Genomic DNA, 24,172 nt, shown 5'->3' on the forward strand with positions numbered 1-24,172 from the left:
TGATGGTGAGGTGTCCTTCTCTCCTGTATCTGAACGGCATGCACAGTGAATTGAACCGGCTGATCTCTGCGCTGCAGGAGTTCTATGCGCGCGAGCGCTTCATCCTCGACCGTGATCTCGGCGAGCGCGCCTTGACGCATCGGCTGGCGGTGCATCTCGAACGCAACTTCCTGGGGTGGGACGTCGATTGCGATTACAATCGGCTCGGCGACCGCGCCATGCTGCTGCCGCGTGGCACCATCGTCTCGACCGACGATGAGCTGGGAAAATCGGTCTACCCGGACATCGTCGTGCACAAGCGTGCCGTGCCCGACAATCTGCTGGCGATCGAGGTCCGCAAGGCCGGCAACCACCAGCCGCTGGCGCATGACCGCCACAAGCTGATGGCGCTGACCGATCCGCATCTGTGGTTCGCCTATTGGATCGGCGTGCTGGTGATTCTCGACCGCCGCAGCGTGATCACGCCGGAGGTCTATGTCGGCGCCCGGATCGATCCGGCATTGTCGGCCTGGTTCGCGGGGCGATTGCAGCAGATGGGACTCGCCGCCGGCTGAGACATCTCGCAGAAGAGGTGCGCGATCGCGGTCGACGCGAATGAACAAGGGCCGCCCCTGAGAGGAGCGGCCCGATCTCGTCGCGCATGTGGAGCCTGCGGACAGGCGCGCCCACGCCCTACTTCGACATGGCGTCGCCGGACGACTTCTTCGCCGACTTCTTCTTCGTCTTGCTCATCTTCATGTCGTCGCCCCCGCCCATGGCGTCGCCGCTCTTCGCCGACTGGCCGGTGGTCGTCATCGGCTTCTCCGTGGACTGGGCAAGAGCGGCCGTCGAGACGAACGCGAGGGCGGCGGTGGCGATGATCAGTTTACGCATGCGGAAAACCTCCGAGGGTTGGAAACGCGCCGGACCATAGGCGAATTCGAGCGCGGCGTTCTGACGCAGGAATCAGGAAAACGTGAGAGTTCCGCCCCGCAAAAGCCGCCTTGCGCCGTCCCCGCGGAGGTAGCAGGTGCATTCTGTGACTGATGTGCTGGATGCAGGGCGCCCATGCGGGGACGAGCGAGGTCAAAATGGCCGGGTGCGGCGATCCAAATGCCTCGATGCACATTCGATGCGTAGCCGCGGCCGTTGCTGCGACGTCGGCCACTGGTCCAAATGGAATAGCTTCGGGCTTCATGGAGGAAGAACGGAATGTCGAACAACCTGAGCGCGGTCCGCTCTTCCGAGGAGATCGAGACGCTCGCGCGCGATGCAGTCGCCGACGCTCGGGCGGAGCGTCGCGAGCAGGCGTTGCAGAAGCTCGCGCCGTTGCGGAAGGCGCAGACCTGTCAGCGCGCAGCAGGCGCTGCTGTGGGTGGTCGATCATATCTGCCTGCCGCGGGACGTCGCGGCCGGGATTCTCATGGAGATCGTGCGATCTCACGACGAGGACGCCGACATTCTCGCCAGGGAAGCAGCTCGGACTACCGGTCGACATCGGCCGCTTCGGCCTGCCGGAATGTGAACTCGGCCAACGCAAGGTCAAGCTCGCCGAGCGTCCGCTGGCGGTGCCCCGATCGTCATCATGCGATGGCGGCCAGATGGACGGTAGTAAACACGGAACGGACGCGCAAATTCAGAGGTCAATGGTGGGCGCACAAGGGATCGAACCTTGGACCTCTCCCGTGTGAAGGGAACGCTCTCCCGCTGAGCTATGCGCCCGGATCCTGGTGGCTGCCGGCCGTGGGGCCGTAAGAGGCAGCTGCCGAAGCAGTCCGTCGGAGCCCGCGATTTACGAAGCGCGGGCAGGGGGTGTCAAGGATTTGCGGCGCCGCTGGCGAGGAAAACTGCCGGGGTGCGGTGGCCCGTCCTCGATAGGGGCCGAAACCGGCCCTCTCGCGGGGCCTGCCTCCATACCGAAGCGAGGGGCGGATATCCGCCGCACTCGGCGCCGATCCGGCGGCCTCAGGCCCCGAGCTGCCGTGCTCGCGAGGCATGAGACTGCAGCGCGCGGATGCGGTCGGCCAGGGTGCCGCCTTGCGGACCGCCTGCGCCGGCTGCAGCGGCCGGAGCCGCGGCGACGCCATTGGCGTTGGCCGGCTTGGCGGGGGCCGGCTCGGCGGCCAGCATGGCTTCGATGGTCGAGTTCGGGCCCTCGATCTGCATCGCGAGCTTGGCCACTTCGGCGGCGATGTCGTTGATGCGCTCACGCAAGAGCGCGTTCTCCATCCGCTCCTGGGCCCAGGTGCTCTCGGCCTGCTGCTGGATCGCGTTCATCTCGCGCTGCAGCTTGGTGCGCTCGTCGCGGGCGGCCTGCAATTGCTCTTCGAGGGCGGCCTTCTCGGATTTGAGCCGCTCGAATGCGGCCGACTTGCCGCTACCGAAGCCGGCCAGCTCCTCTCGCAGCTCCTTCAAGGCGCGGTCGGCGGCCACGTTGGCCTCGCGCAACTGGTTGTTCTCGAAATCACGTTCGGCAAGCAGCTTGCCCTGGGTCGACAGCCGGCCTTCGAGGTCGGCGACGCGGGTCGCCAGCATCTCGGCTTCCTTGACCTGGACGATCAGCTGGCGGTCGAGCTCGGTGACGCGCTGGCTGAGATTCTCGACCCGCGCGCGGGCGTCGTTGAGCGCCTTGGTCGCGGTGTCGGATTCGTCGCGCTCCAGCGCCAGCCGCGTCTGGGTCGCGGAGAATTCCTTCTCGGCGTCGGCCACGCGGCTGCGCAGCTCCTCGACCTGGGTCCTGACCGACACCAACTCGACCTGGCGGCTGTCCGCCAGCAGCGCCTTGTCGTTGAGCTCGGTGCTCAGCCGGACCAGCTCGGCCTGCTTCTCCTTCAGCGCCTGCTCGGCGGCGCGCAGCGCCTCGGTCTTGGCGGCGAACTCCTCTTCCGTGGCGCGGAGCTGGTCCTTGAGCGCCTTCTCGCGCGCCTCCAGCGCGAAGATCGCAGCGTTCTTCTCGCCGAGCTCGATCTTCATGCGGTTGATGGCGTCGGTCTTCTTGCCGAGGTCGGCGAGCTGGCCGGTGGCCTTGTTCTTGAGCGCGTCGACGCTCATCTCCAGCCGCCGCGCCGACATCGCGAACTCCGCGCGCAGCTGGTCCTTGTCGGCCTGGATCTCGGCCATCGACAGCGGCGTCGCCGCCTCGAGCCGGCGCGTCGTCAGCCGCACCGCACGATTGTGCACCAGCGGCACGATCATCAGCGCACAGAGCATGGCGATCAGAAAACCGATCGCAAAATACATGATCGGCTCGACCATGACGCACAACTCCCGGTCCAAAATGATTAACGGAATCACAATGCACGGCGGGCTGATTCAACGCCAGCCCAATGCCGTGTTAACCTTGATCCGTCGCGGGAGAACGTGTCCTAGCGGTACCAGCCGGCGACCTCAGAACGGGTTCCAGGTCGCACTTGGGGTGAACTTGAGGTAGCCGACATTGGCGCCGAGCCGCAGGCCGATCCCGGACCGGATCGGCACCAGCACGATGTTGTTGGCGGTGAGCGCCGTCATGCCGAAGCCGCCGACGATATAGGCCGAGCCATCGATGCCGACGAAGCGCTGATAGATCGCGCTGGTCGCCGGCAGATTGTAGACCAGCGTCATGGTGCGGGCGCCGTCGCCGCCCCAGTCGAAGCCGAGCGAGGGGCCCTGCCAGTAGACGCGGAGGTCGCCGGCGTTCTTGGTGTAGAGCGTGCCCTCGCCGTAACGGAGACCGGCGACGAAAGCACCGGCGCCTTCCTCGCCCAGGATATAGCCGTTCGGCAGGCCCCATTGGCTGACGGCGCGCTCGATCACCGAGGCGAGGCCGCGCGAGACGTTGCCGAAGAAGCGGTGGCCGGCATTGACGAGCTCGTCCGGATTGAAGCTGTCCGGGCTCGGCGCAGGGCGCGGCGGCGGTGCGGGCTGCTGATACGGCGGCGCAGCCTGGTAGGGCGGCGCAGCAGGCGGGGGCGCCTGCTGCGCGGCGACCGACGCGGTCATGGCCAGCACGGCCGCTAGCGTGGCGGCGGCAAGGCGTGATGCGAAACTCATCGATGGAAATCCCCTGCTATCGGCTGCCCGAGCCTCGCCTTAACCTGACGCCAACCCCATCGGGCGATTGTCGGGCGAGGGGCGATGCCCCTGCGACTCCCATGTTATCGGCACCAACTATGACCGCACAACGGCAACAACCGAACCAGACCGGATCAAAGTCGCTGTTTCGCCTTATAATTGCCGCTATCGCGCTCGCTGCGCTGCTGCTGCCGGTCGGCGCGCCGGCGGCCACGACGCAGCGCATCATCTCCGACCGCTTCAGCGGGCTGGCGATCGACGGCTTCGACCCCGTTTCCTATTTCGTGGATGGCAAGGCCCTGCTGGGACTGCCGGATTTCGAGGCGTCCCAGGGTGGGGTGGTCTGGCGGTTTCGCAACGAGGGCAATCGCGCCTCCTTCCTGGCCCATCCGGAGGTCTACGGCCCGCAATTCGGCGGCTACGACCCGACCGATGTGGCTCGCGGCGTGACGGTGGCCGGCAACCCGCGCTTTTTCGTCGTGGTCGAGGAACGGCTGTTCCTGTTCAACCGCGAGGAAAGCCGCGACGCCTTCGCGGCCGACCCGAGCCGCTATCTGCCGCGGGCGGAAGCCCGCTGGCCGGCGCTGGAGGAGGATCTGCCGCAGTAGGGCGGCAGGGCTGTCTCAAACCTTCACCGCAGCCGGGTCACCCCAGGCGATGAAGGACGGCACGATGAAGCCGTCAGGGCGCTCGCCATAGCGCAACGGCGCGCCAGTCTCACTGGTGACGGCGCCGCCGGCGGCTGCGACCACGGCATGGCCTGCCGCCACGTCCCATTCCGAGGTTGGGCCGAGCCGCGGATAGATGTCGGCCAGACCTTCGGCGAGCCGGCCGAACTTCACGGCCGAGCCGAGCGGCAGGCGCACCGCGCCCGGACGGGCCGCAATGAAGGCTTCGGTGCGGGCATCGCCATGCGACCGGCTGACCGCGGCGACCCATGCCGCGCCCTGCGGCGGCATCGGCCGGGTGCGGATCGGCTCGGCGGCCGCCAAACCCGCCTCCGTGAACGACAGCCGCTCGGCGCCACGGCCGACCAGGCCGCGCCAGATCTGGCCGATGGCCGGCGCGCAGACGATGCCGAGCAGCGGGCTGCCGCCGGTGACCAGCGCCAGATTGACCGTGAACTCGCCGCGCCCGGCGACGAACTCCTTGGTGCCGTCGAGCGGATCGATCAGGAAGAAGCTGCCATTGAACGGTCCTGCGCTCGCCCCGACCCGCTCCTCCGACAGCGCGGGAATCGCGGGCGCCAGCCGTGCCAGCCCTTCGGCAATGACCCTGTCGGCGGCAAGATCGGCCTCGGTGACCGGCGAGCCGTCGGATTTGTCGGTGACAGCCATGGCGCGGCGGTTGACGGCGAGGATCGCGTAGGCCGCCTCGACAACGAGCTCCGTCAGGGGCGTCATCAGCGCGGCGGCGGCCTCGACCTCGACGGTTCCTGCAGTCGGTGCCGTCGTCATTGCGCGGTGCTCCTTCCGGCCGTTCCGTACGCAGCTTGCATCATCGTATCCTTGTTCTGGCGCCGGCGCATCCGGGTACGGCCGTTCGCACGTTCATTGAGCTGCGGCTGCCGGGAAAACCGCTACGTACTTTCCCGTGTCCCGCCCTCAGTCCGGTGGCGGTCCATGCTTTCGCAGTGTATCAAGCGTTAACGCAAGCATGATTCGCCCAGGTTCGCGGATTTCAGGAACATCGAATGTCCGGCACGTCCTCTCCCGAGATCGCCAATCCGATTCCCGCTCCCGATACGCTCGAACTTGCCGCTCTGCTCTGCTCGAAGGTCTGCCACGACCTGATTAGTCCGGTCGGCGCCATCGTCAATGGGCTCGAGGTGCTCGACGACAATCCGAAGCCGGAGGATCGCGACTTCGCGCTGGAGCTGATCCGCAAGAGCGCCAAGACGGCGTCGGCGCGGCTGCAGTTCTGCCGCCTCGCCTTTGGTGCGGCCGGCTCTGCGGGCGCGCAGATCGATCTCGGCGACGCCCAGACCATGGCGCGCGGCCACATCGAGGACGCCAAGACCTCGATCACCTGGAATCTGCCGCGGCTGCTGTTGCCCAAGAACCGGGTCAAGCTGCTGCTCAACATGATGGTGGTGGCGCAGCAGACGATCCCGCGCGGCGGCATGCTGACCGTCGACCCGATCGGCGACGGCGAGTCCATGAGCTTCCGCGTCGCTGCCACCGGGCTCAATGCCCGCCTGCCGCAGAACATCGTCAATCTGCTTGGCGGCGAATTGCAGTCGACCATCGATGCCCACGCGGTGCAGCCCTACTACACCCGTCTGCTTGCCGATGCCTGCGGCCTCAAGGTGACGCTCACCGCCGACGGCAACGCGATGGTCGTGCAGGCGGCCTGATCGGGCAGACGTCCTGCCGCGTCAGTCCTGCGACCTCGTGCCGTGGGACAGACGCAACAATCCGTTCACCATGGTTAATCAAGCCTTGCCGATGTGTCCGAATTTGTCCGGATGCATCTTATCTCTTTGTTGAGTCCGTTCATTTGCGCTTACTCAACTAATATTAAACGCTTTGCACCGAAACTGGCCACGGTTTGAAGGGCGCGTCATGTCGCGTTCCGTTGCGTGCGAAGGCCAGTTTCATGGATGACCTGTTGCGTGAGTTTCTGACGGAGACCAGCGAGAGCCTGGACACCGTCGATAATCAATTGGTGCGGTTCGAGCAGGAGCCGAACAACGCCAAGATCCTCGATAACATCTTCCGGCTGGTGCACACGATCAAGGGGACCTGCGGCTTCCTCGGCCTGCCGCGGCTCGAAGCGCTGGCGCATGCCGCCGAGACCCTGATGGGCAAGTTCCGCGACGGCATGCCGGTCACCGGCGAGGCCGTGACGCTGATCCTCACCACCATCGACCGCATCAAGGACATCCTTGGACAGCTCGAGGCCAACGAGGCCGAGCCCGAGGGCGAGGACCGCGACCTCATCAGCGAGCTCGAAGCCATGGTCGAGCGCGGCATGGCGGCAATGGCCGCGTCGGCGGAGCCGATCGCGATGGCTGGCGAGACCGCGCCACCGCTTGCGCCTGCAGCGCCGGCCGCGCCCGCGGTCACGCACGGCTCGCTGATCGACCAGACGCTGGAGCGTCCGCTGCGTCCGGGCGAAGTGTCGCTCGACGAGCTCGAGCGCGCCTTCCGCGAGACCGCGATCGAGTTGCCGCCCGCGCATGAGAAGGCGCCTGAGCCCAAGGCCGCTGCCCCGGCGCCGGTCGCCAAGGCCGGGCCTGCCAAGGCGGAAGCAGAGGCCAAGGCCGAGGCGCCGAAGAAGGCGGCGCGCGCCAAGGCCAATGCCGATGGCGAGGTGCACGAGAACGACAAGGTCGCCAACCAGTCGATCCGCGTCAACGTCGACACGCTCGAACATCTGATGACGATGGTCTCGGAGCTGGTGCTGACGCGCAACCAGCTGCTCGAGATCGCCCGCCGCAACGAGGACACCGAGTTCAAGGTGCCGCTGCAGCGGCTGTCGAACGTCACCGCCGAGCTGCAGGAGGGCGTCATGAAGACGCGCATGCAGCCGATCGGCAATGCCTGGCAGAAGCTGCCGCGCATCGTCCGCGACCTCGCCACCGAGCTCGGCAAGCAGATCGAGCTCGAGATGCACGGCGCCGACACCGAGCTCGACCGCCAGGTGCTCGACCTGATCAAGGACCCGCTCACCCACATGGTGCGCAACTCCGCCGATCACGGCCTGGAGACGATGGCCGAGCGCGCCGCGGCCGGCAAGGCCGAGCAGGGCACCATCCGGCTGTCCGCCTATCATGAAGGCGGCCACATCATCATCTGCATCGCCGACAACGGCCGCGGCCTCAACACCGAGCGCATCAAGGCCAAGGCCTTGGCGAACGGCCTCGTCACCGAGGCCGAGCTCGAGAAGATGACGGAAGCGCAGATCCACAAGTTCATCTTCGAGCCGGGCTTCTCGACCGCGGCCGCCGTCACCTCGGTCTCGGGCCGCGGCGTCGGCATGGACGTGGTGCGCACCAACATCGACCAGATCGGCGGCACCATCGACATCAAGTCGGTGCTCGGCGAGGGCACCTCGGTCACCATCAAGATCCCGCTGACGCTCGCGATCGTCTCGGCGCTGATCGTCGAAGCCGGCGGCGACCGCTTCGCGATCCCGCAATTGTCGGTCGTCGAGCTGGTGCGCGCGCGCGCCAACTCCGAGCACCGCATCGAGCGCATCAAGGACACCGCGGTGCTGCGCTTGCGCAACAAGCTGCTGCCGCTGATGCATCTGAAGAAGCTCTTGAAGATCGACGACGGCTCGTCGACCGATCCGGAGAACGGCTTCATCGTGGTGACGCAGGTCGGCAACCAGACCTTCGGCATCGTGGTTGACTGCGTGTTCCACACCGAGGAAATCGTGGTCAAGCCGATGTCGACCAAGCTGCGTCACATCGACATGTTCTCGGGCAACACCATCCTGGGCGACGGCGCCGTGATCATGATCATCGATCCGAACGGCATTGCGAAAGCGCTCGGCGCCGCCGGCTCGGCCTCGCAGGCGGTGTCGGACGAGCACGCCGCGCATCACGCGATCGGCGGCGAGCAGCTCACCTCGCTGCTGGTGTTCCGCGCCGGCACGGCGCAGCCCAAGGCGGTGCCGCTGGCGCTGGTCACGCGCCTGGAGGAGATCGCGGCCGACAAGATCGAGATCTCCAACGGCCGCTACATGGTGCAGTACCGCGACCAGCTGATGCCCTTGGTGCAGATGGAAGGCGTGTCGGTGCAGACGTCGGGCTCGCAGCCGATCCTGGTGTTCGCCGACGAGACCCGGGCGATGGGCCTCGTGGTCGACGAGATCATCGACATCGTCGAGGAGCGGCTCAACATCCAGGTCTCCGGCGCCAAGGACGGCATCCTCGGCTCGGCGGTGATCAAGGGCCAGGCGACGGAAGTGATCGACGTCGGCCACTTCCTGCCGATGGCGTTCGCCGACTGGTTCATCCGCAAGGAGATGGCGACCGAGTCGCAGACGCAGTCGGTGCTCTTGGTCGACGACTCGCCGTTCTTCCGCAACATGCTGGCGCCGGTGTTGAAGTCGGCCGGCTACAAGGTGCGCACGGCGGCGTCGGCGATCGAGGGCCTCGCCACGCTGCGTTCCGGGCACAGCTTCGACATCGTCGTCACCGACATCGAGATGCCGGAGATGAACGGCTTCGAGTTCACCGAGGCGATCCGCGCCGACCAGAACCTGAACCAGATGCCGGTCATCGCAGTGTCATCGCTGGTGTCGCCGGCGGCGATCGAGCGCGGCCGCCAGGCCGGGCTCTACGACTACATCGCCAAGTTCGACCGGCCCGGCCTGATCGCGGCGCTGAAGGAACAGATCGAGGAACGGGCGCGCGCCGAAGCCAACCGGCGGGCCGCGTGACAGCAAGCGGACAGGAGTAGCGTGCGATGAGCAGCAAGATCGAAACCACCGAAGGCGCCGCCGTCGAATACGTCACTGCGATGATCGGCGGTCAGCTGTTCGGCCTGCCCATCTCGCGGGTGCAGGACGTGTTCATGCCGGAGCGGGTGACGCGGGTGCCGCTGTCGTCGGCGGAGATCGCCGGCGTCCTCAACCTGCGCGGCCGCATCGTGACCGTCGTCGACATGCGGGCGCGGCTCGGCCTCGCCCGCGCCGAGGACGGCAAGCCGCCGATGGCGGTCGGCGTCGATCTGCGTGGCGAGTCCTATGGTCTCCTGATCGATCAGATCGGCGAGGTGCTGCGGCTGCCCGAGGAGAGCCGGGAGGAGAACCCGGTCAATCTCGACCCGCGCATGGCGAAGCTCGCCGGCGGCGTGCACCGCCTCGACGGTCAGCTGATGGTCATCCTCGATGTCGATCGCGTGCTCGAGCTCGCAGCAGACAAGATGGCGGCCTGAACACTGCAATTTGAGGGCGGCGGCGCATCAGGCGTCGTTGCATTGGGATCCTGATCTCGTGAGGCTGATATGAGAACGTGTCTGGTAGTTGACGATTCCAGCGTCATTCGAAAGGTGGCGCGACGCATTCTGGAAGGTCTGGATTTCCAGATCGTGGAAGCGGAGGACGGCGAGCAGGCTCTGGAGATCTGCAAGCGGGGCCTTCCCGATGCGGTGTTGCTCGACTGGAACATGCCCGTCATGGACGGCTATGAGTTTCTCGGCAATCTCCGGCGCATGCCCGGTGGCGACGCGCCGAAGGTGGTGTTCTGCACGACCGAGAACGATGTCGCGCACATCGCGCGCGCGCTGCACGCCGGCGCCAACGAGTACATCATGAAGCCCTTCGACAAGGACATCGTGACCGCGAAGTTTCAGGAAGTCGGGCTGATCTGATCTCCGTTGCGTGCGGCGGTCCCGTGGTCGTCCGGGCTTGCCGTCACCCCGTGCCTCTGTCCTGTTGGTGAACTATGAGCGTCGCGTTGGCCAGTTCTTCGATCCCGAGTTCGATCAGGCAGGAACCTCTCCGGGTGATGGTCGTGGACGACTCCGTCGTCATCCGCGGCATGATCTCGCGTTGGATCGCGTCTGAGCCCGACATGGTCGTGGCGGCGTCGCTGCGCACCGGCCTGGAAGCCGTGAACCAGATCGATCGCGTCAATCCCGACGTCGCCGTGCTCGACATCGAGATGCCCGAGCTCGACGGCATTGCCGCCCTGCCGAAGCTGCTTGCCAAGAAGAAGAACCTCGCCGTCATCATGGCGTCGACGCTGACCCGCCGCAACGCGGAGATCAGCTTCAAGGCGCTGTCGCTCGGCGCGGCCGACTACATCCCGAAGCCCGAGAGCACGCGCGAGGCCTCGGCGGCCGACAATTTCCACTACGATTTGATTCAGAAGATCCGCAATCTTGGCGCCAAGGCGCGCCGCGCCGCTCCTGCTCCGCATGCGCCGGCCGCATCGCCGATCGTTCCGCAAGTCCAGGGGCTCCGGCCTGCGCTTGCATCGCGGCCGATGGTCGCCCCCGTGGCGCCCGCCGTGCCGACCCAGCTGGCGCGCCGCTCCTTCAGCACGCAGATGCCGAAGGTGCTGCTGATCGGATCGTCGACCGGCGGCCCGCAGGCGCTGATGTCGCTGGTGACCGAGCTCGGTCCCGTGATCGACCGCTTTCCGGTGCTGATCACCCAGCATATGCCGCCGACCTTCACCACCATCCTCGCCGAGCATCTGGCGCGCTCGAGCCGCCGACCGGCCCACGAGGCCGTCGACGGTGAGGTGGTGAGGCCGGGTCAGATCTACCTTGCCCCCGGCGGCCGCCACATGCGTGTGGCGCGCCATGGCGCCGATGTGGTGATCGCGCTCGACAACGGTCCTCCGATCAATTTCTGCAAGCCCGCCGTCGATCCCTTGTTCATGTCGGCGATCGAGGTCTGGCAGGGCTCGACCCTGGCCGTGATCCTGACGGGCATGGGTTCCGACGGCATGCGCGGCGGCAAGGACATCGTCGCCGCCGGTGGCAGCGTGATCGCGCAGGACGAGGCGACCAGCGTGGTCTGGGGCATGCCGGGCTCAGCCGCCAATGCCGGCATCTGCGCGGCCGTCCTTCCCTTAAACCAGATCGGACCGAAGCTGGTCCGTCTGTTTGCTGGAGACCGTTCGTGACACCCCTGGACTATGAGTTCTTGCGTAAGGTCCTGAAGGATCGCTCCGGCCTCGATCTGTCGGCCGACAAGCAGTACCTGGTCGAAAGCCGGTTGCTGCCGCTGGCCCGCCGCGCCAACCTGCCGGGCATCCCGGAGCTGGTGCAGAAGATCAGGAGCGGCGCGGAGCAGCTCACGACCCAGGTGGTCGAGGCGATGACCACCAACGAGACGTTCTTCTTCCGCGACAAGATTCCGTTCGATCATCTCCGTGAGGGCATCCTGCCGGCGCTGATCCAGTCGCGCGCCAATCGTCGTTCCCTGCGCATCTGGTCGGCCGCCTGCTCGACCGGACAGGAGCCGTATTCGATCGCGATGTGCCTGCGCGAATTCGGTCCCGCTCTGGCGGGCTGGCGCATCGAGATCATTGCCACCGACCTGTCGCAGGAGGTACTGGAGAAATCGAAGGCCGGCCTCTACAGCCAGTTCGAGGTGCAGCGCGGATTGCCGATCCAGCTGCTGGTGAAATATTTCACGCAGCTCGGCGAGCTCTGGCAGCTCAGCGCCGACATCCGCGGCATGGTCCAGCATCGCCAGCTCAATCTGCTGCAGGACTTCTCGCATCTCGGCAAGTTCGACATCATCTTCTGCCGCAACGTGCTGATCTATTTCGACCAGGAGACCAAGGCCTCGATCTTCGAGCGGATGGCCAAGGTGATGGAGCCGGACGGCACGCTGTTGCTGGGAGCCGCCGAATCGGTCGTCGGCATCACCGACGCGTTCAGGCCCAACCAGGAGCGGCGGGGTCTGTACCAGATCAATCCGGTGCGCAGTCCGCGCGGTGGCGCTGCGCTGCTGCCCGGCCTCAAGGTGGTCGCGGCTCGCTGACGTTTGCGCTGAGCGCGGAGACATCGTCGGAACATCGGCCGGCGTCGGCCGTGCGGCCGGACTGACCGGTGTGTGATGAAGGTCGGGCTCCGGTCGGTGCTTCCTCGTCCTCGCCGTATCGGTCCTCACGTCGAGCGCTGAACTCAGGCCCGTCGGCACCACACGTCGTAGTCCCTCTCCGTCGCCTCGCGTGCGGCGCGGGAAGCTCTGCGCAGCCAGCCCGAACCGCGTTTCCTGAGATCCGCCGCGATGGTGCTGCTGACGCGACCGTCAGCCGCATGGACGGAGGCGAGCTCCGCGCCCATGCCGCGTAGAAGGACGAGCTTGAGGTCGGCGCCGGCCTCCTTGCCGAGGTCGATCTTGCGCGCATCGGCCGACAATCGCCGAACGACGTAGTCCCCCTCGTCGGTCCGGTAAACGCGGAGGAATGGATCGGGCGCGCGATGGGCTCCATTCGAGAGTTCAATGAACCTGTGCTGAGGCGCCGGCTTCCGTTGCGGCTTGTCCTTCGCCCAGGTCCAGGCCGAAGGGACCAACGCCTTCGCTTCGCGCACGACGCGGCCGCCGCGCCATGTTGCGACGACGACGAAGCGTGGACGTCCCAGGCTGCCGCCGCCGGCGGCGCGGCGGAAGAATCTCGGTGTCTCGCCCGTCCCGGGAAGGCTGCCGAGGAGCAACTTATGGACGGCGGAAGGAATTGCATCCGCCGGCGTCAATCCGTCGATCTCGTCCCAGAATTTTCGCCGGCACTGATCCGAGCATTTGACGTAGGAGCGGATCCACATCTCATGGTCGTCGAGCAGCGCCGGCCCTGGCCTTTGAAGTCCGTGGCGATAGCCTTCCAGGATCGCGTCTGCCGCATCGCGGTTGCCGATCTCCATTTTCGGCGCGAGCTCGACGCTGGTCGTGAGTCGGACCAGATCGAGGACGTAGGGCATCACCGCGGCCTCGTCGAAATCATTGACGCCCCACACCCAGCGCCCGTCGGCGTCGCGCCACGTGCCGAAATTCTCCAGATGGATGTCGCCGACGCAGAGCGCAGCTGGTGCGTCGGTGAGCTCGGGGCTGGTCTCGGCGATGCGCCGCGCCCAGCGGTAGTACGTCGCCCGCAGGAAGATGAAGGGGCTCTTTCGCATCCGCTCGTGCTTGGTGAGGAGGTCGTCCTCGACCACTGCGCATTGGCTGCGAAGCCAGGCCTCGTAGGCCGCGGTATCTTCGATGATGGACACGCGATGCCTCCCGATGCGCCGGGCCCGAGCGAAGCCTTATGAGTTGCGTTGATGCCGAACGAACGTGGTCTCGCCCATCGCGCGCAGCGCGCGCTTGTCGAACGGCTTGGCGAGCCGGGGCAGGCCGCGGATATCCGGCGGAAACAGCGTCGCATCGTCATGGCCCGAGGTAGTGACGATCTTCAGCTCGAGCGCAATCAGGCCCTCGTCCTCGGCGACCAGGATCCGCAGGCCTTCGAGTTCGGAGTTGTCCGTCGCCATGCCTCATCCCGACTATGCGCGCCGATCCGGCAGGGAATTCCCCTCGGTCCTATCTAGTGCTCCGGAACCGCGTGTCGAGGCGCTTTCGCTGGCTGTCGTCAAGATCCTACAGGATTGCATGCGGCAAAAAGCGCGAGCGGTTGCCGGTGATCGGGCTCGTGTCCTCGCGGATCGACAGGCCGCATGGCTCGTGGTCGACGAGCCAGCTGCCGATCACCGGGAACGCGCCGCCGAAATCCGGCAGCGGCGCCACCGCCTGGCGGATGTAGCCCTCGGCGCCGTAGGGCCCGTCCTGCACGGAGACGGCGACGCCGTCGGACACCAGGCTGACATTGGCGCCCTCGCGCGAGTAGATCGGCTTGCGCACGAAGCTCGAGCCGAGGCTGGCGGCTTTCGGATCGTCCTCGAAATAGGCCGGCAACAGGTTCGGATGGCCTTCGTGCATCTGCCAGAGCAGCGGCAGGATGCCCTTGTTGGACAGGATGGCCTTCCAGGGCGGCTCGATCCATTGCGTCGGCGCTTGCGCGAGCTTGGCGCCGAACGCATCGCGGAACATCCATTCCCAGGGATAGAGCTTGAAGGCGAGCGCGATGTCGCCGTCGTCGAGATCGACGAAGCCGCCGCCGGTCTCGCGCCAGCCGATGTCGGCGACATCAAGGATGGTTGTCGACAGGCCCGCTTGGGCTGCCGTGTCGGCCAGATAGACCAGGGGCGCGGCGTCCTCGGCGTTGCCGGTGAGGCCGGCCAGATGCACGCGGCGCTGCCTGCCCAGGGCGCGCCAGCGCTCGATCAGGCGCTCATGGATCGAGTTGTACTGGTCCGCACGCCCCGGCAGGATGCGACGTTCGATCGCCTGCTCGAGCCAGGTCCATTGGAACACCGCAGCCTCGAAGATCGAGGTCGGCGTGTCCGCGTTGTATTCGAGCAGCTTCGCCGGCGCGCGGCCGCCCTGATAGCTGAGGTCGAACCGTCCGTAGAGGCTGCCGTCCCTTCGCTGCCAGCTCTCCGCCAGCAGCGGCCAGACCGCTTGCGGGATCTTCAGCCGGCGCAGCAGCGCCTCGTCGCCGATGACGCGTGCGACCAGCGCGAGGCACATCTGCTCTATCTCGGCCGTCGGCTCCTCGATGCCGAGCTCGATCTCGGCAATCGTGAACGCGTAGTAGGCGCGCTCGTCCCAATAGCGCTCGCCGTCGAGCTCGTAGAAGTCGAAGCCGCATCGTGCCGCGGTCTCGCGCCAGTCGTCACGTTCGGGGCATGGGATGCGCTGCATCGGCGTCAGCCTAAGGCAGCGGCGATCATGCCGTGCCCGTGGCAACGGGGCGCAGCACGGCCGAGGCCGTCATCGCTGATGCGGCCATGACATCGTCCGCGCGGTCCAGGCGCAAGCTCGCGCCCGGCACCGTACGATTGTTTGCTACCAAAGCGCGGCGAGGTGGCGGCGGCCACCGCAGCCGTCATAGTCGTCGGCACCCCAGGGTGCGGACGTTGCATCGGATCGCTTCCGATGAGTCGGTAGGCCAGTTTTTTATGATTTTGAGTCTGTGTCAAAGATCCGAATCCAAGGAAACATCACAAACGCGGTGTTTTCACGGCGCCGGCGCGACGAAAATCAGCCGCCGCCTCCGAAGCCGTGTCCGAACGAGCCGAAGCCGCCGCGCGAGACATGCGCGGAGGACGCCTCGGCGACATGGCTCGAGCCGCTGCTTCTGGAATCGCTGTCGCCGCTGGAAAGTCCCCAGCGGCCGGAGCCGCTGCCGCCGCCACCGCCGCTCGAGCGGCGCGTCGTGCATTCGCTCGTCTGCGGCTGGCCGGCCATCGTCGGCGTCTCGGTGCCCTGCTGCGGGCAGCTTTGCTGCCGCGGCATCAGCGCATAGGCGGTGCCGCCGACCGCGAGCGTGCCCATCAGTAGCAGCGCGACGTGGCCGGAGCGCTTCACCGGCGGCGTCGCGGGCGGGGGCGGCATCGGCCGGCGCTTGCCGAATTCGCGGCGTTGCTTGGACATGGTCAGATGATCATCGAGGCGGCGTTGAGTGCGCCGGCGGAGAGCGACGCGAGACCGAGCCAGATTGCGGAGGCCAGCTCGCCGGCGACGATGCGCTGGGCGAGATCCGGCACCGGGATGCGGACGAGGTAATAGACGATCACCTGGACGATCAGCGCGACCAGCGCCCAGATCAGGCAGTCAAGCACGTTGGCGGAATGGGCGATGGCGCTGACCAGCGGCAGGGTGAAGCCGAGCAGGCTGAGACCGAGCGCGATCGCAGCCGACGGATGGTTGTCCCGGATCAGCTGGAATTCATTGTAGGGCGTGACGCGGGTGTAGATGAACAGGTAGGCCGTCACCGCGACCAGCGCGGTACAGAAGTACACCAGAAAGGCCGGCAGGCCGGCGAGCGATTGCAGGATCATGGATCAGGCCCGACGCGTGGAAGCTCTCATCTGTCGCGATGCCAGCATGCCCGGTTCGACGTGAACAAAGTCTATCCGTCTTTCGCCGGATCCAGCCTGGCCTGGTCCAGCATCTGCAGCACGGAATCGCCCGTCTTGCGGGTGTGCTCGGAGAGCGCCTCGGCGAAGCCGTCGCCGTCTCGGGCCCGCAGCAACGCCATGAAGGCCTCGTGCTCGCCGATCGACTCGTCCCAGCGCCGCGCGTCGTAATTGGCGACCGCCCGCGCGCGGAACACGCTCGCATGCAGGGTGCTCCACATGTTGAGCAGCACGGCGTTGCCGGCGAGCTTGGTGATCTCGGCATGGATCTGCTGGTTGAGCCGGAAATAGGCGGCGCGCTCGGCGACGCGATGCAGCGCCACCAGCTCGGCATGCATGGCGTCGAGCCTGGCGAGGTCGTCCGCCGTCGCACGCGCGGCCGCGGCGCGGCCCGCGGTGGCATCGAGCGACACCATCACGTCGAAGATCTCGGCGATCTCGCGGGCGTCGATCGGCGTCACCACGGGCGTGCGATGCGGCCGCAGCTCGATCAGGCCCTCGGCGGCGAGGATCTTGAAGGCCTCGCGCAGCGGCGTGCGCGAGACGCCGAAGGTCTCGCACAGCATGCGCTCGGGCAAGGCAGCGCCGGCGGCGAGCTCGCCGTCCACGATCATCTCGCGCACCCTGGCGACGAGCTGATCGTGCAGCGACAGCCGATCGAGCGGCCGCTTGGAGTGGTCGGACGACAGCTTCAGCCGCGCCGGCTTGAAGCGCGTCTTCAGTCTGGGCCGGGGTGCCGGTGGGGTCATGTCGGGCGCGGCTGCTCCGCTGCGAGATGCCTGAAATTCGGGCGATGCGCCCGCGGATCAGGCAGGTTCTCCGAGTTTGATGTGCTATTTCATATTGATTTTATTGTATAAAATCAACATTGCATATCGCATCCAGTTGGCATGTCGTTTGCTGATGAGAGGACAAGCCGTGACAATCCCGTGGATCGACCTGCCCTGGAGATGGATGTGAAACGTTTCGTGCTGCCCATGCTCGCCCTGCTCGCGCTCGCGCTGCCCTCGCTCAGCTTCGCCGACGACGCCGCCAAGATCAAACTCGGCTACGCCAAATGCGCGCATTGCACGCCGATGTCGCTGACGCCGCAATTCGCGGAGGGCGTCGCGATCGACGCCGTCAGCTTCAACACCGGCACTGATGCGCTGACCGCGCTGGTGTCGAAGAACATCGACGTCGCGCAAGTCACTTATCTGCATTACGCCATCGCGCTCGACAAAGGCTTCGATGTCGTCGCCATCTCCGGCCAGGTCAATGGCGGCTCGGCGATCCTGCTCGGCAACGATCTTGAGATCGCGCCGGGCGACTGGGCCGCGCTGAAGGCGCTGATCGCCAAATACAAGACCGACGGCAAGCCGTTCCGCGTCGCCGCCTCGCGCGGCAATGCGCAGGACATCCACATGCGCGGTGCCTTCGCCAAGCAGGGCATCGACATCAATAAGGACGTGCAGTTCATCAACATCCCGAACCCGTCGGATCATCTGCAGGCGCTGCGCCGTGGCGAGGTCGAGCTGATCTGCACCGTCGAGCCGTTCGCGACCCAGATCATGCAGGCCAAGGCGGCGAAGTTCTTCGGCTTCCCCTATGACCAGGCCGCCGGCAAGCTGACCAATCTGATCCTGACCCGCTCCGACGTCATCGCATCCAACCCGAAGGCGCTGGAGGGCGTGGTGCGCGCGGTCGTGAAGGTCGACGCGCACATCGCGGCCGACAAGCCGGCGCTGATCGAGGTGATCTCGAAGGTCACCGGGCTCGACAAGGCGATCGCCACCGGCGCGGTCGAGAATCTCGATCCCGATCCGAAGATGTACCGCGCTTCCGCGCTCGCCATCGCCACGATGATGCGCGACCTCAAATACATCAACTCGGACGTCTCGGCGGCGGTCGAGAAGAATCTCGACTACCGCTTCCTGGAAGCGGCGACCGGCAAGCCGAAGACCGAGCTCGGCTACTGAGATGGCCGCGCTCGCCCAGCTCAGGAAGCTCGACCGCACCATCGTGCCCGTGCTGGTGCTCGCGGGCTGGGAGGCGTTCTCGCGCTCCGGCGCGCTGCCGGCGGCGCTGCTGCCCGCGCCGTCGACGGTGCTGTGGGCGTGGGCGGACTGGCTGGTCGGCACCGACGGCAACACCCAGACCTACAGCGCGCATTGGCTCGCCGACATGCTGGCGAGCCTGTCGCGCGTCGCGGCGGGCTTTGCCATCGCCACTTTGCTCGGCGTCGGCCTCGGGGTCGCGATCGGCTGGTCGCGCAAGACCGAGATCGTGATCGAGCCGACCTTGCAGATGCTCAGGCCGATCCCGCCGGTGTCGTGGATCCCGCTCGCCATCATCTGGTTCGGCATCGCCAACAAGCCGGCGATCTTCCTGGTGTTTCTCGGCGCCTTCTTCCCGATCCTGCTCAACACCATCCACGGCGTGAAGACCTGCGACCGCAATCTCATTCGCGCCGGCGCCATGGTCGGCGGCAGCGAGCGCAAGCTGTTGCGCTACATCGTCGTGCCCGCGGCGATGCCGAGCATCTTTGCCGGGCTTCGCATCGGCATCGGCTCGGCGTGGATGCTGACGGTGACGGCCGAAATGGTCGCCGTGAAGAGCGGGCTCGGCTACGTGCTGTGGGATTCCTACTACTTCCTGCGCTACGATCTGGTGCTGGCGGCGATGGCGAGCATCGGCCTGCTCGGCTTCTGCAGCGATCTCGCCATTCGCTTCGTGATGGCGCGCGTGCTGCACTGGCAGCGCAACACCACCTTGGGCGGCGGGGAATGAGCATGGTCGCGATCGAGATCGCCAGCGTCTCCAAGATCTTCACCGACAGGAAGCGCAACGCCGAGGTGACGGCGCTCGCCGACATCAGCCTCAGCATCGCGCGCAACGAGTTCGTCTGCCTGCTCGGCCCGTCCGGCTGCGGCAAGTCGACCCTTCTCAACATGATCGCCGGATTCGAGCAGCCGAGCGCGGGCAGCATCGCCGTCGACGGCGAGACGGTGACGGCGCCCGGCGCCGATCGCGGCGTCGTGTTCCAGCACGCCAATCTGATGCCGTGGCTGCCGGTGTGGGAGAACGTCGCCTTTCATCTGCTGCTAGGCGGCGGCCAGAAGGCCGAGCGCCGCGCGCGGGCGCAGGTCTATATCGACATGGTCGGGCTGACCGGCTTCGAGAACCACTATCCGTCGGAGCTGTCGGGCGGCATGAACCAGCGCGTCGGCATCGCGCGGGCGCTGCTGATGAATCCTCAAGTGATTCTGATGGACGAGCCGTTCGGCGCGCTCGACGAGCAGACCCGCATGGACATGCAGACCGAGCTTGTCAGGATCTGGCAGCAGCACCAGGGCACGATCGTGTTCGTCACCCATGGCATCGACGAGGCGTTGACGCTCGGCACCCATGTCGCGGTGATGAGCGCACGTCCCGGCCGCATCGTCGAGATCATCCCGATCGATCTGCCGCGGCCACGGGATATTACCTCGCCGCAGTTCAACGCACTGAAGCGCCACATCCTGGCGCTGCTGCGCGGCGAGCGGGCGGAGCAGGGGGAGCGGGTGTGAGGATGGCCCGATTGCTCCCGCACAAACGATGCATGTTGAAGCCGAGACAGCTCGATATGCGCAGTGCGCCCCCTCTCCCGCTTGCGGGGGAGGGCTGGGGTGGGGGCGCTCCACGGCACGCTGCCCGTGAGGAGAGAGTTCCCCCACCCGGATCGCATCTGCGATGCGATCCGACCTCCCCCGCAAGCGGGAGAGGTCTTCCCGCCGACCACCTCCAACTGCCCGCGCCGAGAGAGGCAAACCACCAATGACCAAACGCACTCTCCTCGGCATGCTGACGCCGTCGTCGAACACCGCGCTGGAGCCGATCACCTCGGCCATGGTCGCCGGGCTGCCGAACGTGTCAGCGCATTTCTCGCGCTTCAAGGTCACCGAGATCGCGTTGTCGACCGACGCGCTGGCGCAGTTCGACACATCGAACATCCTGCGCGCGGCCGAATTGCTCGCGCATGCCAGGGTCGACGTCATCGGCTGGAACGGCACCTCGTCCGGCTGGCTCGGCTTCGAGGCCGACGTCAAGCTGTGCGAGCAGATCACCGCGGCGACCGGCATTCCCGCGACCACCTCGATGCTGGCGCTGAACGAGATTCTGACGAGATCCGGCGTGAAGCGGCTCGGCTATGTCACACCCTATCGCGACGACGTGCAGGCGCGGATCATCGCCAACTACGAGACGCTCGGCATCGGTTGCGGCGGCGACCGCCATCTCGGCCTGCAGGACAATTTCTCCTTCGCCGAGGTCACCGAGGCGCAGCTCGAGCGCATGATCCGCGAGGTCGCGGCCGAGAAGCCCGATGCGATCGCCGTCGTCTGCACCAACCTGCGCGCCGCGCCGCTGGTCGACAGGATGGAGCAGGAGACGGGCATTCCAATTCTCGACACCATCGCCACCGTGGTATGGAAGAGCCTGAAGGTCGCCGGCGTCGATCCGGCCGCCGTGACCGGCTGGGGCTCGCTGTTCAAGAACTTCGCCTGAGAAGGACGTCACATGGCTGCATTCGACACCGCCATCCGCAACGGCACCGTCGCCACCGCGAGCGATACGTTCAAGGCCGATGTCGCCATCAAGAGCGGCCGCATCGTCGCGATCGGCGAGGCCATCACCGATGCCGACGAGATCGTCGATGCCACGGGCCTGCTGGTGCTGCCGGGCGGCATCGACAGCCATGTCCATATCAGCCAGCCCTCCGGCCCCGGCATCGTCATGGCCGACGATTTCGAGAGTGCGACGCGCGCCGCCGCCTTCGGCGGCAACACGTTCGTCATGCCCTACTGCCTGCAGGAGAAGGGCCAGCCGCTGCGATCAGCGCTGAAGGACTATCATGCCCTCGCCGACAACACCTGCTACGTCGACCACTCCTTCCACCTCATCATCGCCGACCCCTCCGACGCCGTGCTCGGCCAGGAGCTGCCGGCGCTGGTCGCCGACGGTTATTCGTCGCTGAAGATCTTCATGACCTATGAGGGCCTCGCGCTCAGCGACTACGAGATTTTGGGCGTGCTGCAGGTCGCGCGCGAACGCGGGGCCTTGGTGCAGATTCACGCCGAAAACTACGACGCCATCCGCTTCCTCACCGACCGCCTGGAGCGCGCCGGCAACATCGCGCCGTATTATCACGGCAAGTCGCGGCCGATTCCGGTCGAGCGCGAGGCGACCCATCGCGCGATCTCGCTGGCCGAGCTGATCGACGTGCCGATCGTCATCGTCCACGTCTCCAACCGCGAGGCGATGGAGGAGATCCGCCGCGCGCAGGCGCGCGGCCTGAAGATCCACGGCGAGACCTGCCCGCAATATCTGGTGCTGACCGAAGAGGACATGCAGGGCCTCAACATGGAAGGCGCCAAATATGTCTGCTCGCCGCCGCCGCGTGACAAGGCCAGCCAGGAGGCGTGCTGGGAGGGCCTGCAGCAGGGCGTGTTCTCGCTGTTCTCGTCGGATCACTGCCCGTTCCGCTATGACGACGAGGCCGGCAAGCTGACGCCGAAGGGCCGCACCAGCTTTCGCTGGGTGCCGAACGGCATCCCCGGCGTCGAGACGCGGCTGCCGATCCTGTTCTCCGAAGGCGTCAACAAGGGCCGCATCACCCTGAACCAGTTCGTCGCCTTCACCGCCACCAACCACGCCAAGACGTATGGGCTGAGGGCTAAGGGCTCCATCGCGATCGGCTACGATGCCGACATCGCGCTGTGGGACCCGACCAAGACGGCCAAGATCAGCCAGTCCGGCCTGCACCACGGCTCCGACTACACGCCCTATGAAGGCATCGAGATCACCGGCTGGCCGGTCGCGACGATGCTGCGCGGAAAATTTGTCGTGCGCGACGGCCAGCTGGTCGGCGCCAAGGGCGACGGCCGCTACGTTACGCGCGGCAAGCCGGGTGCAGTGGCCTGAGTGGCCTAAGCACGCTCTTCCCATCCGTTATTGCGAGCGCAGCGAAGCAATCCAGAGTCGAGCTCGCGACTCTGGATTGCGTCGTCGCTTCGCCCTTCGCAATGAAGGCCAATTGCGATATCGCTCCTGTGAACAACCGTCAGACAAGGAGTGCCGCTAGGTCCGCGGCTCTTCCGAGACCCTGATCATGATGCGGGTCCGCGGGATCGCATCATGATCTCGTCTCTTTGCTCGAAGCTGATCGTGGGTGAACGATCGTTCCAGTCCTCAGCGGACTGGAAGCGGGTTCAATAGGCCGTCCATCCGCCGTCCGTCGCGTAGAATGCGCCGGTCAGGTTCGACGCCTCGGGCAACAGCAGGAACAGTATCTCCGCGACGAGCTCCTACATGGCGTCCGCGCGTACGGTGCCGCCAGCGCGACCGGCCAGACTCATGGGCCCGCCGTTACAGAACAGCCGACATGAAATCGCTGTCGGTCAATGCAAGGACAGCTAGTTTTCGTGGACGTGAAAGCCCGGTGCGCGGAACGCTCCGGGCTCATCACGTGGTCGCAAGAAACGACTAATGATGCACCCGCAGGGTCCCGTCCGCGTTGTAGTCACTCTTGGGATTGTAGCCGGAATCGCGGTGCGTTCTACGATGTAGGGCAGCGTTGCTGCCGCTTGCGCCCGGAGTTCCGCTGTCAACCCGCAGGGTCCCGTCTGCATTGTAGTCACTCTTCGGCCTGTAGCCGGAATCGCGATGCGTTTTTGCATGTAGGTCAGCGTTGCTGCCGCTCAGGCCCGGAGTTCCGGGATTGACCTGCATATTTCCATATTGGTCGCGATCACTTTTGCCCGCCCCGACCTGCTGAGCCGCACTGGCTTTTGCATGAGTACCTCTTGCATGATGAGTACGATGTCCGGCCAAGGCCGCAGATGTAGAGACGGCGAGAATAACAAGACCAACAGCAATGCTTCTAGCCATAGTGAACTCCTCACGTTGAAGGACCATTGATGACGGATACGCCGTCAATGTTAGCCTGCCACGAAAATTGCTGACCATCTTTGATGCAACTCAAGGTACCAAAAGCGGGTGCGACGTCACGATCCGCACGACTTTTGGCATCATTTCTTCGGCTTTGGCGCGGTGCCCGGCGGAGCCGATGTCGCTCCGCAACATGCCACTGAGGACGGGTTTGACCGATGCCTTCACCGTACCGCTATCGACTTCGACTTGCGAAACGCCGGTCGTCATGTCGACCAGAAGCCGATCGCCGCTCAGCACGTTCTGGCAACTGGTCGACACCACCCCGCCGAGCGTGGTGATCGGAATTGGGACCGAGCTCTGCGCCGCATGGGCATCGCAGGTGACTTGCGCGAAGCCGCTCATGGCAGATCGCCGATCCGAAACAGGAGCGTTCGACAGGGTCTCGATCGGGAACGCAAGCCTTGGCGGTGACCGTTCGAACGCCTGAAAGGAATATGATTTCTGTTTATCGAAATTCTATTTTGTTTTTCCGAAAATTGTGCTTTACTGCGCGCTGTCCCGCCCCAACGAGGGGACGCTTCGCGGTCGTCACGGACGTCGGGTGTGGGATGCGATGGGCGCTGTGGGGTCGCAGCATGGCTTGGCCGTGCCGACGAACGATCCCCGGCGCACGGTGAAGTCGCGTGGTCCTGGCCTCCCGGTGCTGAGGTCAAGCTTGTGGGCGTTGCTGATGAGCTGCCTGCGGGTGATGGGGGCAAGACAGCCGGTCCCCAGGGAGATCGCGTATAAATCGTAAA

Annotated in this window: 24 protein-coding genes and 1 tRNA gene; 13 read left to right on the forward strand and 12 right to left on the reverse strand. The window is 65.9% G+C overall.

Annotated features, from left to right (window positions below):
- The first annotated feature begins 38 nt into the window (after positions 1–38).
- Positions 39–554 carry a hypothetical protein gene (locus QX132_RS30525; RefSeq protein WP_315786030.1) on the forward strand — a complete coding sequence of 172 codons (516 nt, stop codon included), beginning with the start codon at positions 39–41 and terminating at the stop codon, positions 552–554.
- 118 nt (positions 555–672) lie between these two features.
- Here the strand turns inward: QX132_RS30525 and QX132_RS30530 are convergent, their stop codons facing one another.
- The 4 genes from QX132_RS30530 to QX132_RS30545 all read right to left on the reverse strand — a co-directional run bounded on the left by QX132_RS30530 (position 673) and on the right by QX132_RS30545 (position 4,011).
- Positions 673–873: a hypothetical protein gene (locus QX132_RS30530; RefSeq protein ID WP_315775354.1), complete on the reverse strand. Its 201-nt coding sequence runs from the start codon at positions 871–873 to the stop codon at positions 673–675.
- Between the two features lie 753 nt (positions 874–1,626).
- Positions 1,627–1,701: transfer RNA gene (locus tag QX132_RS30535), tRNA-Val, on the reverse strand.
- A 243-nt stretch (positions 1,702–1,944) separates the two neighbouring features.
- Positions 1,945–3,234 carry a hypothetical protein gene (locus QX132_RS30540; protein WP_315734117.1) on the reverse strand — a complete coding sequence of 430 codons (1,290 nt, stop codon included), beginning with the start codon at positions 3,232–3,234 and terminating at the stop codon, positions 1,945–1,947.
- 132 nt (positions 3,235–3,366) lie between these two features.
- Positions 3,367–4,011 carry a DUF1134 domain-containing protein gene (locus tag QX132_RS30545; protein WP_315771790.1) on the reverse strand — a complete coding sequence of 215 codons (645 nt, stop codon included), beginning with the start codon at positions 4,009–4,011 and terminating at the stop codon, positions 3,367–3,369.
- Positions 4,012–4,130: 119 nt separating this feature from the next.
- Here QX132_RS30545 and QX132_RS30550 point away from each other — a divergent pair, with 119 nt between their 5' ends.
- Positions 4,131–4,640: a YHS domain-containing (seleno)protein gene (locus QX132_RS30550; protein ID WP_316163617.1), complete on the forward strand. Its 510-nt coding sequence runs from the start codon at positions 4,131–4,133 to the stop codon at positions 4,638–4,640.
- Between the two features lie 15 nt (positions 4,641–4,655).
- Here QX132_RS30550 and cysQ read toward each other — a convergent pair whose 3' ends face one another.
- Positions 4,656–5,489, reverse strand: a complete 834-nt coding sequence (gene cysQ / locus QX132_RS30555) for a 3'(2'),5'-bisphosphate nucleotidase CysQ (protein WP_315734108.1) — start codon at positions 5,487–5,489, stop codon at positions 4,656–4,658.
- Between the two features lie 236 nt (positions 5,490–5,725).
- On the opposite strand from cysQ, the gene chpT reads away from it, so the two are divergent.
- The 6 genes from chpT to QX132_RS30585 all read left to right on the forward strand — a co-directional run bounded on the left by chpT (position 5,726) and on the right by QX132_RS30585 (position 12,489).
- Positions 5,726–6,388, forward strand: coding sequence for a histidine phosphotransferase ChpT (gene chpT / locus QX132_RS30560; RefSeq protein WP_315734106.1), 663 nt, complete (start codon positions 5,726–5,728; stop codon positions 6,386–6,388).
- Positions 6,389–6,630: 242 nt separating this feature from the next.
- A complete protein-coding gene (locus QX132_RS30565; RefSeq protein ID WP_315757213.1) occupies positions 6,631–9,426 on the forward strand; it encodes a hybrid sensor histidine kinase/response regulator in 2,796 nt (931 codons plus the stop codon).
- Between the two features lie 26 nt (positions 9,427–9,452).
- Complete coding sequence (locus QX132_RS30570; RefSeq protein WP_172114528.1) at positions 9,453–9,923, forward strand: chemotaxis protein CheW; 471 nt, start codon at positions 9,453–9,455, stop codon at positions 9,921–9,923.
- Positions 9,924–9,992: 69 nt separating this feature from the next.
- Positions 9,993–10,358, forward strand: a complete 366-nt coding sequence (locus tag QX132_RS30575; RefSeq protein WP_006613312.1) for a PleD family two-component system response regulator — start codon at positions 9,993–9,995, stop codon at positions 10,356–10,358.
- 74 nt (positions 10,359–10,432) lie between these two features.
- Positions 10,433–11,623: a chemotaxis response regulator protein-glutamate methylesterase gene (locus tag QX132_RS30580; RefSeq protein WP_316163618.1), complete on the forward strand. Its 1,191-nt coding sequence runs from the start codon at positions 10,433–10,435 to the stop codon at positions 11,621–11,623.
- Positions 11,620–12,489: a protein-glutamate O-methyltransferase CheR gene (locus QX132_RS30585; RefSeq protein ID WP_315734099.1), complete on the forward strand. Its 870-nt coding sequence runs from the start codon at positions 11,620–11,622 to the stop codon at positions 12,487–12,489. The genes QX132_RS30580 and QX132_RS30585 overlap by 4 nt, the downstream gene beginning before the upstream one ends.
- A 143-nt stretch (positions 12,490–12,632) precedes the next feature.
- Here the strand turns inward: QX132_RS30585 and QX132_RS30590 are convergent, their stop codons facing one another.
- The 6 genes from QX132_RS30590 to QX132_RS30615 all read right to left on the reverse strand — a co-directional run bounded on the left by QX132_RS30590 (position 12,633) and on the right by QX132_RS30615 (position 17,215).
- Positions 12,633–13,718, reverse strand: a complete 1,086-nt coding sequence (locus tag QX132_RS30590) for a DUF2252 family protein (RefSeq protein ID WP_315734097.1) — start codon at positions 13,716–13,718, stop codon at positions 12,633–12,635.
- 36 nt (positions 13,719–13,754) lie between these two features.
- The gene (locus tag QX132_RS30595; RefSeq protein WP_316163619.1) at positions 13,755–13,979 is read right to left on the reverse strand and encodes a hypothetical protein; all 225 of its coding nucleotides are present in this window, start codon (positions 13,977–13,979) and stop codon (positions 13,755–13,757) included.
- A 106-nt stretch (positions 13,980–14,085) separates the two neighbouring features.
- Positions 14,086–15,249 (reverse strand): glutathionylspermidine synthase family protein, encoded by a 1,164-nt coding sequence (locus tag QX132_RS30600; RefSeq protein WP_316163620.1) that lies wholly within the window; start codon positions 15,247–15,249, stop codon positions 14,086–14,088.
- A gap of 339 nt (positions 15,250–15,588) precedes the next feature.
- Entirely contained in the window at positions 15,589–15,981 is a 393-nt protein-coding gene (locus tag QX132_RS30605) for a hypothetical protein (protein WP_316163621.1), read from the reverse strand.
- A gap of 2 nt (positions 15,982–15,983) precedes the next feature.
- A complete protein-coding gene (locus QX132_RS30610; protein ID WP_315734089.1) occupies positions 15,984–16,388 on the reverse strand; it encodes a DUF350 domain-containing protein in 405 nt (134 codons plus the stop codon).
- 71 nt (positions 16,389–16,459) lie between these two features.
- A complete protein-coding gene (locus tag QX132_RS30615) occupies positions 16,460–17,215 on the reverse strand; it encodes a GntR family transcriptional regulator (protein WP_316163622.1) in 756 nt (251 codons plus the stop codon).
- 201 nt (positions 17,216–17,416) lie between these two features.
- Here QX132_RS30615 and QX132_RS30620 point away from each other — a divergent pair, with 201 nt between their 5' ends.
- From QX132_RS30620 to hydA, 5 genes are all read left to right on the forward strand, one after another.
- On the forward strand, positions 17,417–18,424 hold the full coding sequence (locus tag QX132_RS30620) for an ABC transporter substrate-binding protein (protein WP_316163626.1): 1,008 nt from the start codon (positions 17,417–17,419) through the stop codon (positions 18,422–18,424).
- A gap of 1 nt (position 18,425) precedes the next feature.
- Positions 18,426–19,235, forward strand: a complete 810-nt coding sequence (locus QX132_RS30625; RefSeq protein WP_315734084.1) for an ABC transporter permease — start codon at positions 18,426–18,428, stop codon at positions 19,233–19,235.
- Between the two features lie 2 nt (positions 19,236–19,237).
- Complete coding sequence (locus QX132_RS30630; RefSeq protein ID WP_316163627.1) at positions 19,238–20,014, forward strand: ABC transporter ATP-binding protein; 777 nt, start codon at positions 19,238–19,240, stop codon at positions 20,012–20,014.
- 247 nt (positions 20,015–20,261) lie between these two features.
- Entirely contained in the window at positions 20,262–20,990 is a 729-nt protein-coding gene (locus tag QX132_RS30635; RefSeq protein ID WP_316163623.1) for an aspartate/glutamate racemase family protein, read from the forward strand.
- Positions 20,991–21,002: 12 nt separating this feature from the next.
- Positions 21,003–22,406 (forward strand): dihydropyrimidinase, encoded by a 1,404-nt coding sequence (gene hydA, locus QX132_RS30640; protein ID WP_316163624.1) that lies wholly within the window; start codon positions 21,003–21,005, stop codon positions 22,404–22,406.
- Positions 22,407–23,462: 1,056 nt separating this feature from the next.
- On the opposite strand, the gene QX132_RS30645 is transcribed toward hydA, so the two are convergent.
- Positions 23,463–23,777 (reverse strand): hypothetical protein, encoded by a 315-nt coding sequence (locus QX132_RS30645; RefSeq protein ID WP_316163628.1) that lies wholly within the window; start codon positions 23,775–23,777, stop codon positions 23,463–23,465.
- Positions 23,778–24,172: the final 395 nt, after the last annotated feature.

It is taken from the genome of Bradyrhizobium sp. SZCCHNRI20481 (assembly GCF_032485055.1).
In the GTDB taxonomy this organism is placed as follows: domain Bacteria; phylum Pseudomonadota; class Alphaproteobacteria; order Rhizobiales; family Xanthobacteraceae; genus Bradyrhizobium.

Bases quoted from the DNA above. Each gene is read 5' to 3' on its own strand.
- QX132_RS30530 (WP_315775354.1), bottom strand. From the start codon at position 873: ATGCGTAAACTGATCATCGCCACCGCCGCCCTCGCGTTCGTCTCGACG.
- QX132_RS30615 (WP_316163622.1), bottom strand. From the start codon at position 17,215: ATGACCCCACCGGCACCCCGGCCCAGACTGAAGACGCGCTTCAAGCCG.
- QX132_RS30545 (WP_315771790.1), bottom strand. From the start codon at position 4,011: ATGAGTTTCGCATCACGCCTTGCCGCCGCCACGCTAGCGGCCGTGCTG.
- QX132_RS30550 (WP_316163617.1), top strand. From the start codon at position 4,131: ATGACCGCACAACGGCAACAACCGAACCAGACCGGATCAAAGTCGCTG.
- QX132_RS30600 (WP_316163620.1), bottom strand. From the start codon at position 15,249: ATGCAGCGCATCCCATGCCCCGAACGTGACGACTGGCGCGAGACCGCG.
- QX132_RS30605 (WP_316163621.1), bottom strand. From the start codon at position 15,981: ATGTCCAAGCAACGCCGCGAATTCGGCAAGCGCCGGCCGATGCCGCCC.
- QX132_RS30580 (WP_316163618.1), top strand. From the start codon at position 10,433: ATGAGCGTCGCGTTGGCCAGTTCTTCGATCCCGAGTTCGATCAGGCAG.
- QX132_RS30570 (WP_172114528.1), top strand. From the start codon at position 9,453: ATGAGCAGCAAGATCGAAACCACCGAAGGCGCCGCCGTCGAATACGTC.
- QX132_RS30540 (WP_315734117.1), bottom strand. From the start codon at position 3,234: ATGGTCGAGCCGATCATGTATTTTGCGATCGGTTTTCTGATCGCCATG.
- QX132_RS30565 (WP_315757213.1), top strand. From the start codon at position 6,631: ATGGATGACCTGTTGCGTGAGTTTCTGACGGAGACCAGCGAGAGCCTG.
- QX132_RS30595 (WP_316163619.1), bottom strand. From the start codon at position 13,979: ATGGCGACGGACAACTCCGAACTCGAAGGCCTGCGGATCCTGGTCGCC.
- QX132_RS30525 (WP_315786030.1), top strand. From the start codon at position 39: ATGCACAGTGAATTGAACCGGCTGATCTCTGCGCTGCAGGAGTTCTAT.
- QX132_RS30610 (WP_315734089.1), bottom strand. From the start codon at position 16,388: ATGATCCTGCAATCGCTCGCCGGCCTGCCGGCCTTTCTGGTGTACTTC.
- QX132_RS30620 (WP_316163626.1), top strand. From the start codon at position 17,417: ATGGATGTGAAACGTTTCGTGCTGCCCATGCTCGCCCTGCTCGCGCTC.
- QX132_RS30645 (WP_316163628.1), bottom strand. From the start codon at position 23,777: ATGAGCGGCTTCGCGCAAGTCACCTGCGATGCCCATGCGGCGCAGAGC.
- QX132_RS30575 (WP_006613312.1), top strand. From the start codon at position 9,993: ATGAGAACGTGTCTGGTAGTTGACGATTCCAGCGTCATTCGAAAGGTG.
- QX132_RS30630 (WP_316163627.1), top strand. From the start codon at position 19,238: ATGGTCGCGATCGAGATCGCCAGCGTCTCCAAGATCTTCACCGACAGG.
- QX132_RS30635 (WP_316163623.1), top strand. From the start codon at position 20,262: ATGACCAAACGCACTCTCCTCGGCATGCTGACGCCGTCGTCGAACACC.
- chpT (WP_315734106.1), top strand. From the start codon at position 5,726: ATGTCCGGCACGTCCTCTCCCGAGATCGCCAATCCGATTCCCGCTCCC.
- cysQ (WP_315734108.1), bottom strand. From the start codon at position 5,489: ATGACGACGGCACCGACTGCAGGAACCGTCGAGGTCGAGGCCGCCGCC.
- QX132_RS30625 (WP_315734084.1), top strand. From the start codon at position 18,426: ATGGCCGCGCTCGCCCAGCTCAGGAAGCTCGACCGCACCATCGTGCCC.
- hydA (WP_316163624.1), top strand. From the start codon at position 21,003: ATGGCTGCATTCGACACCGCCATCCGCAACGGCACCGTCGCCACCGCG.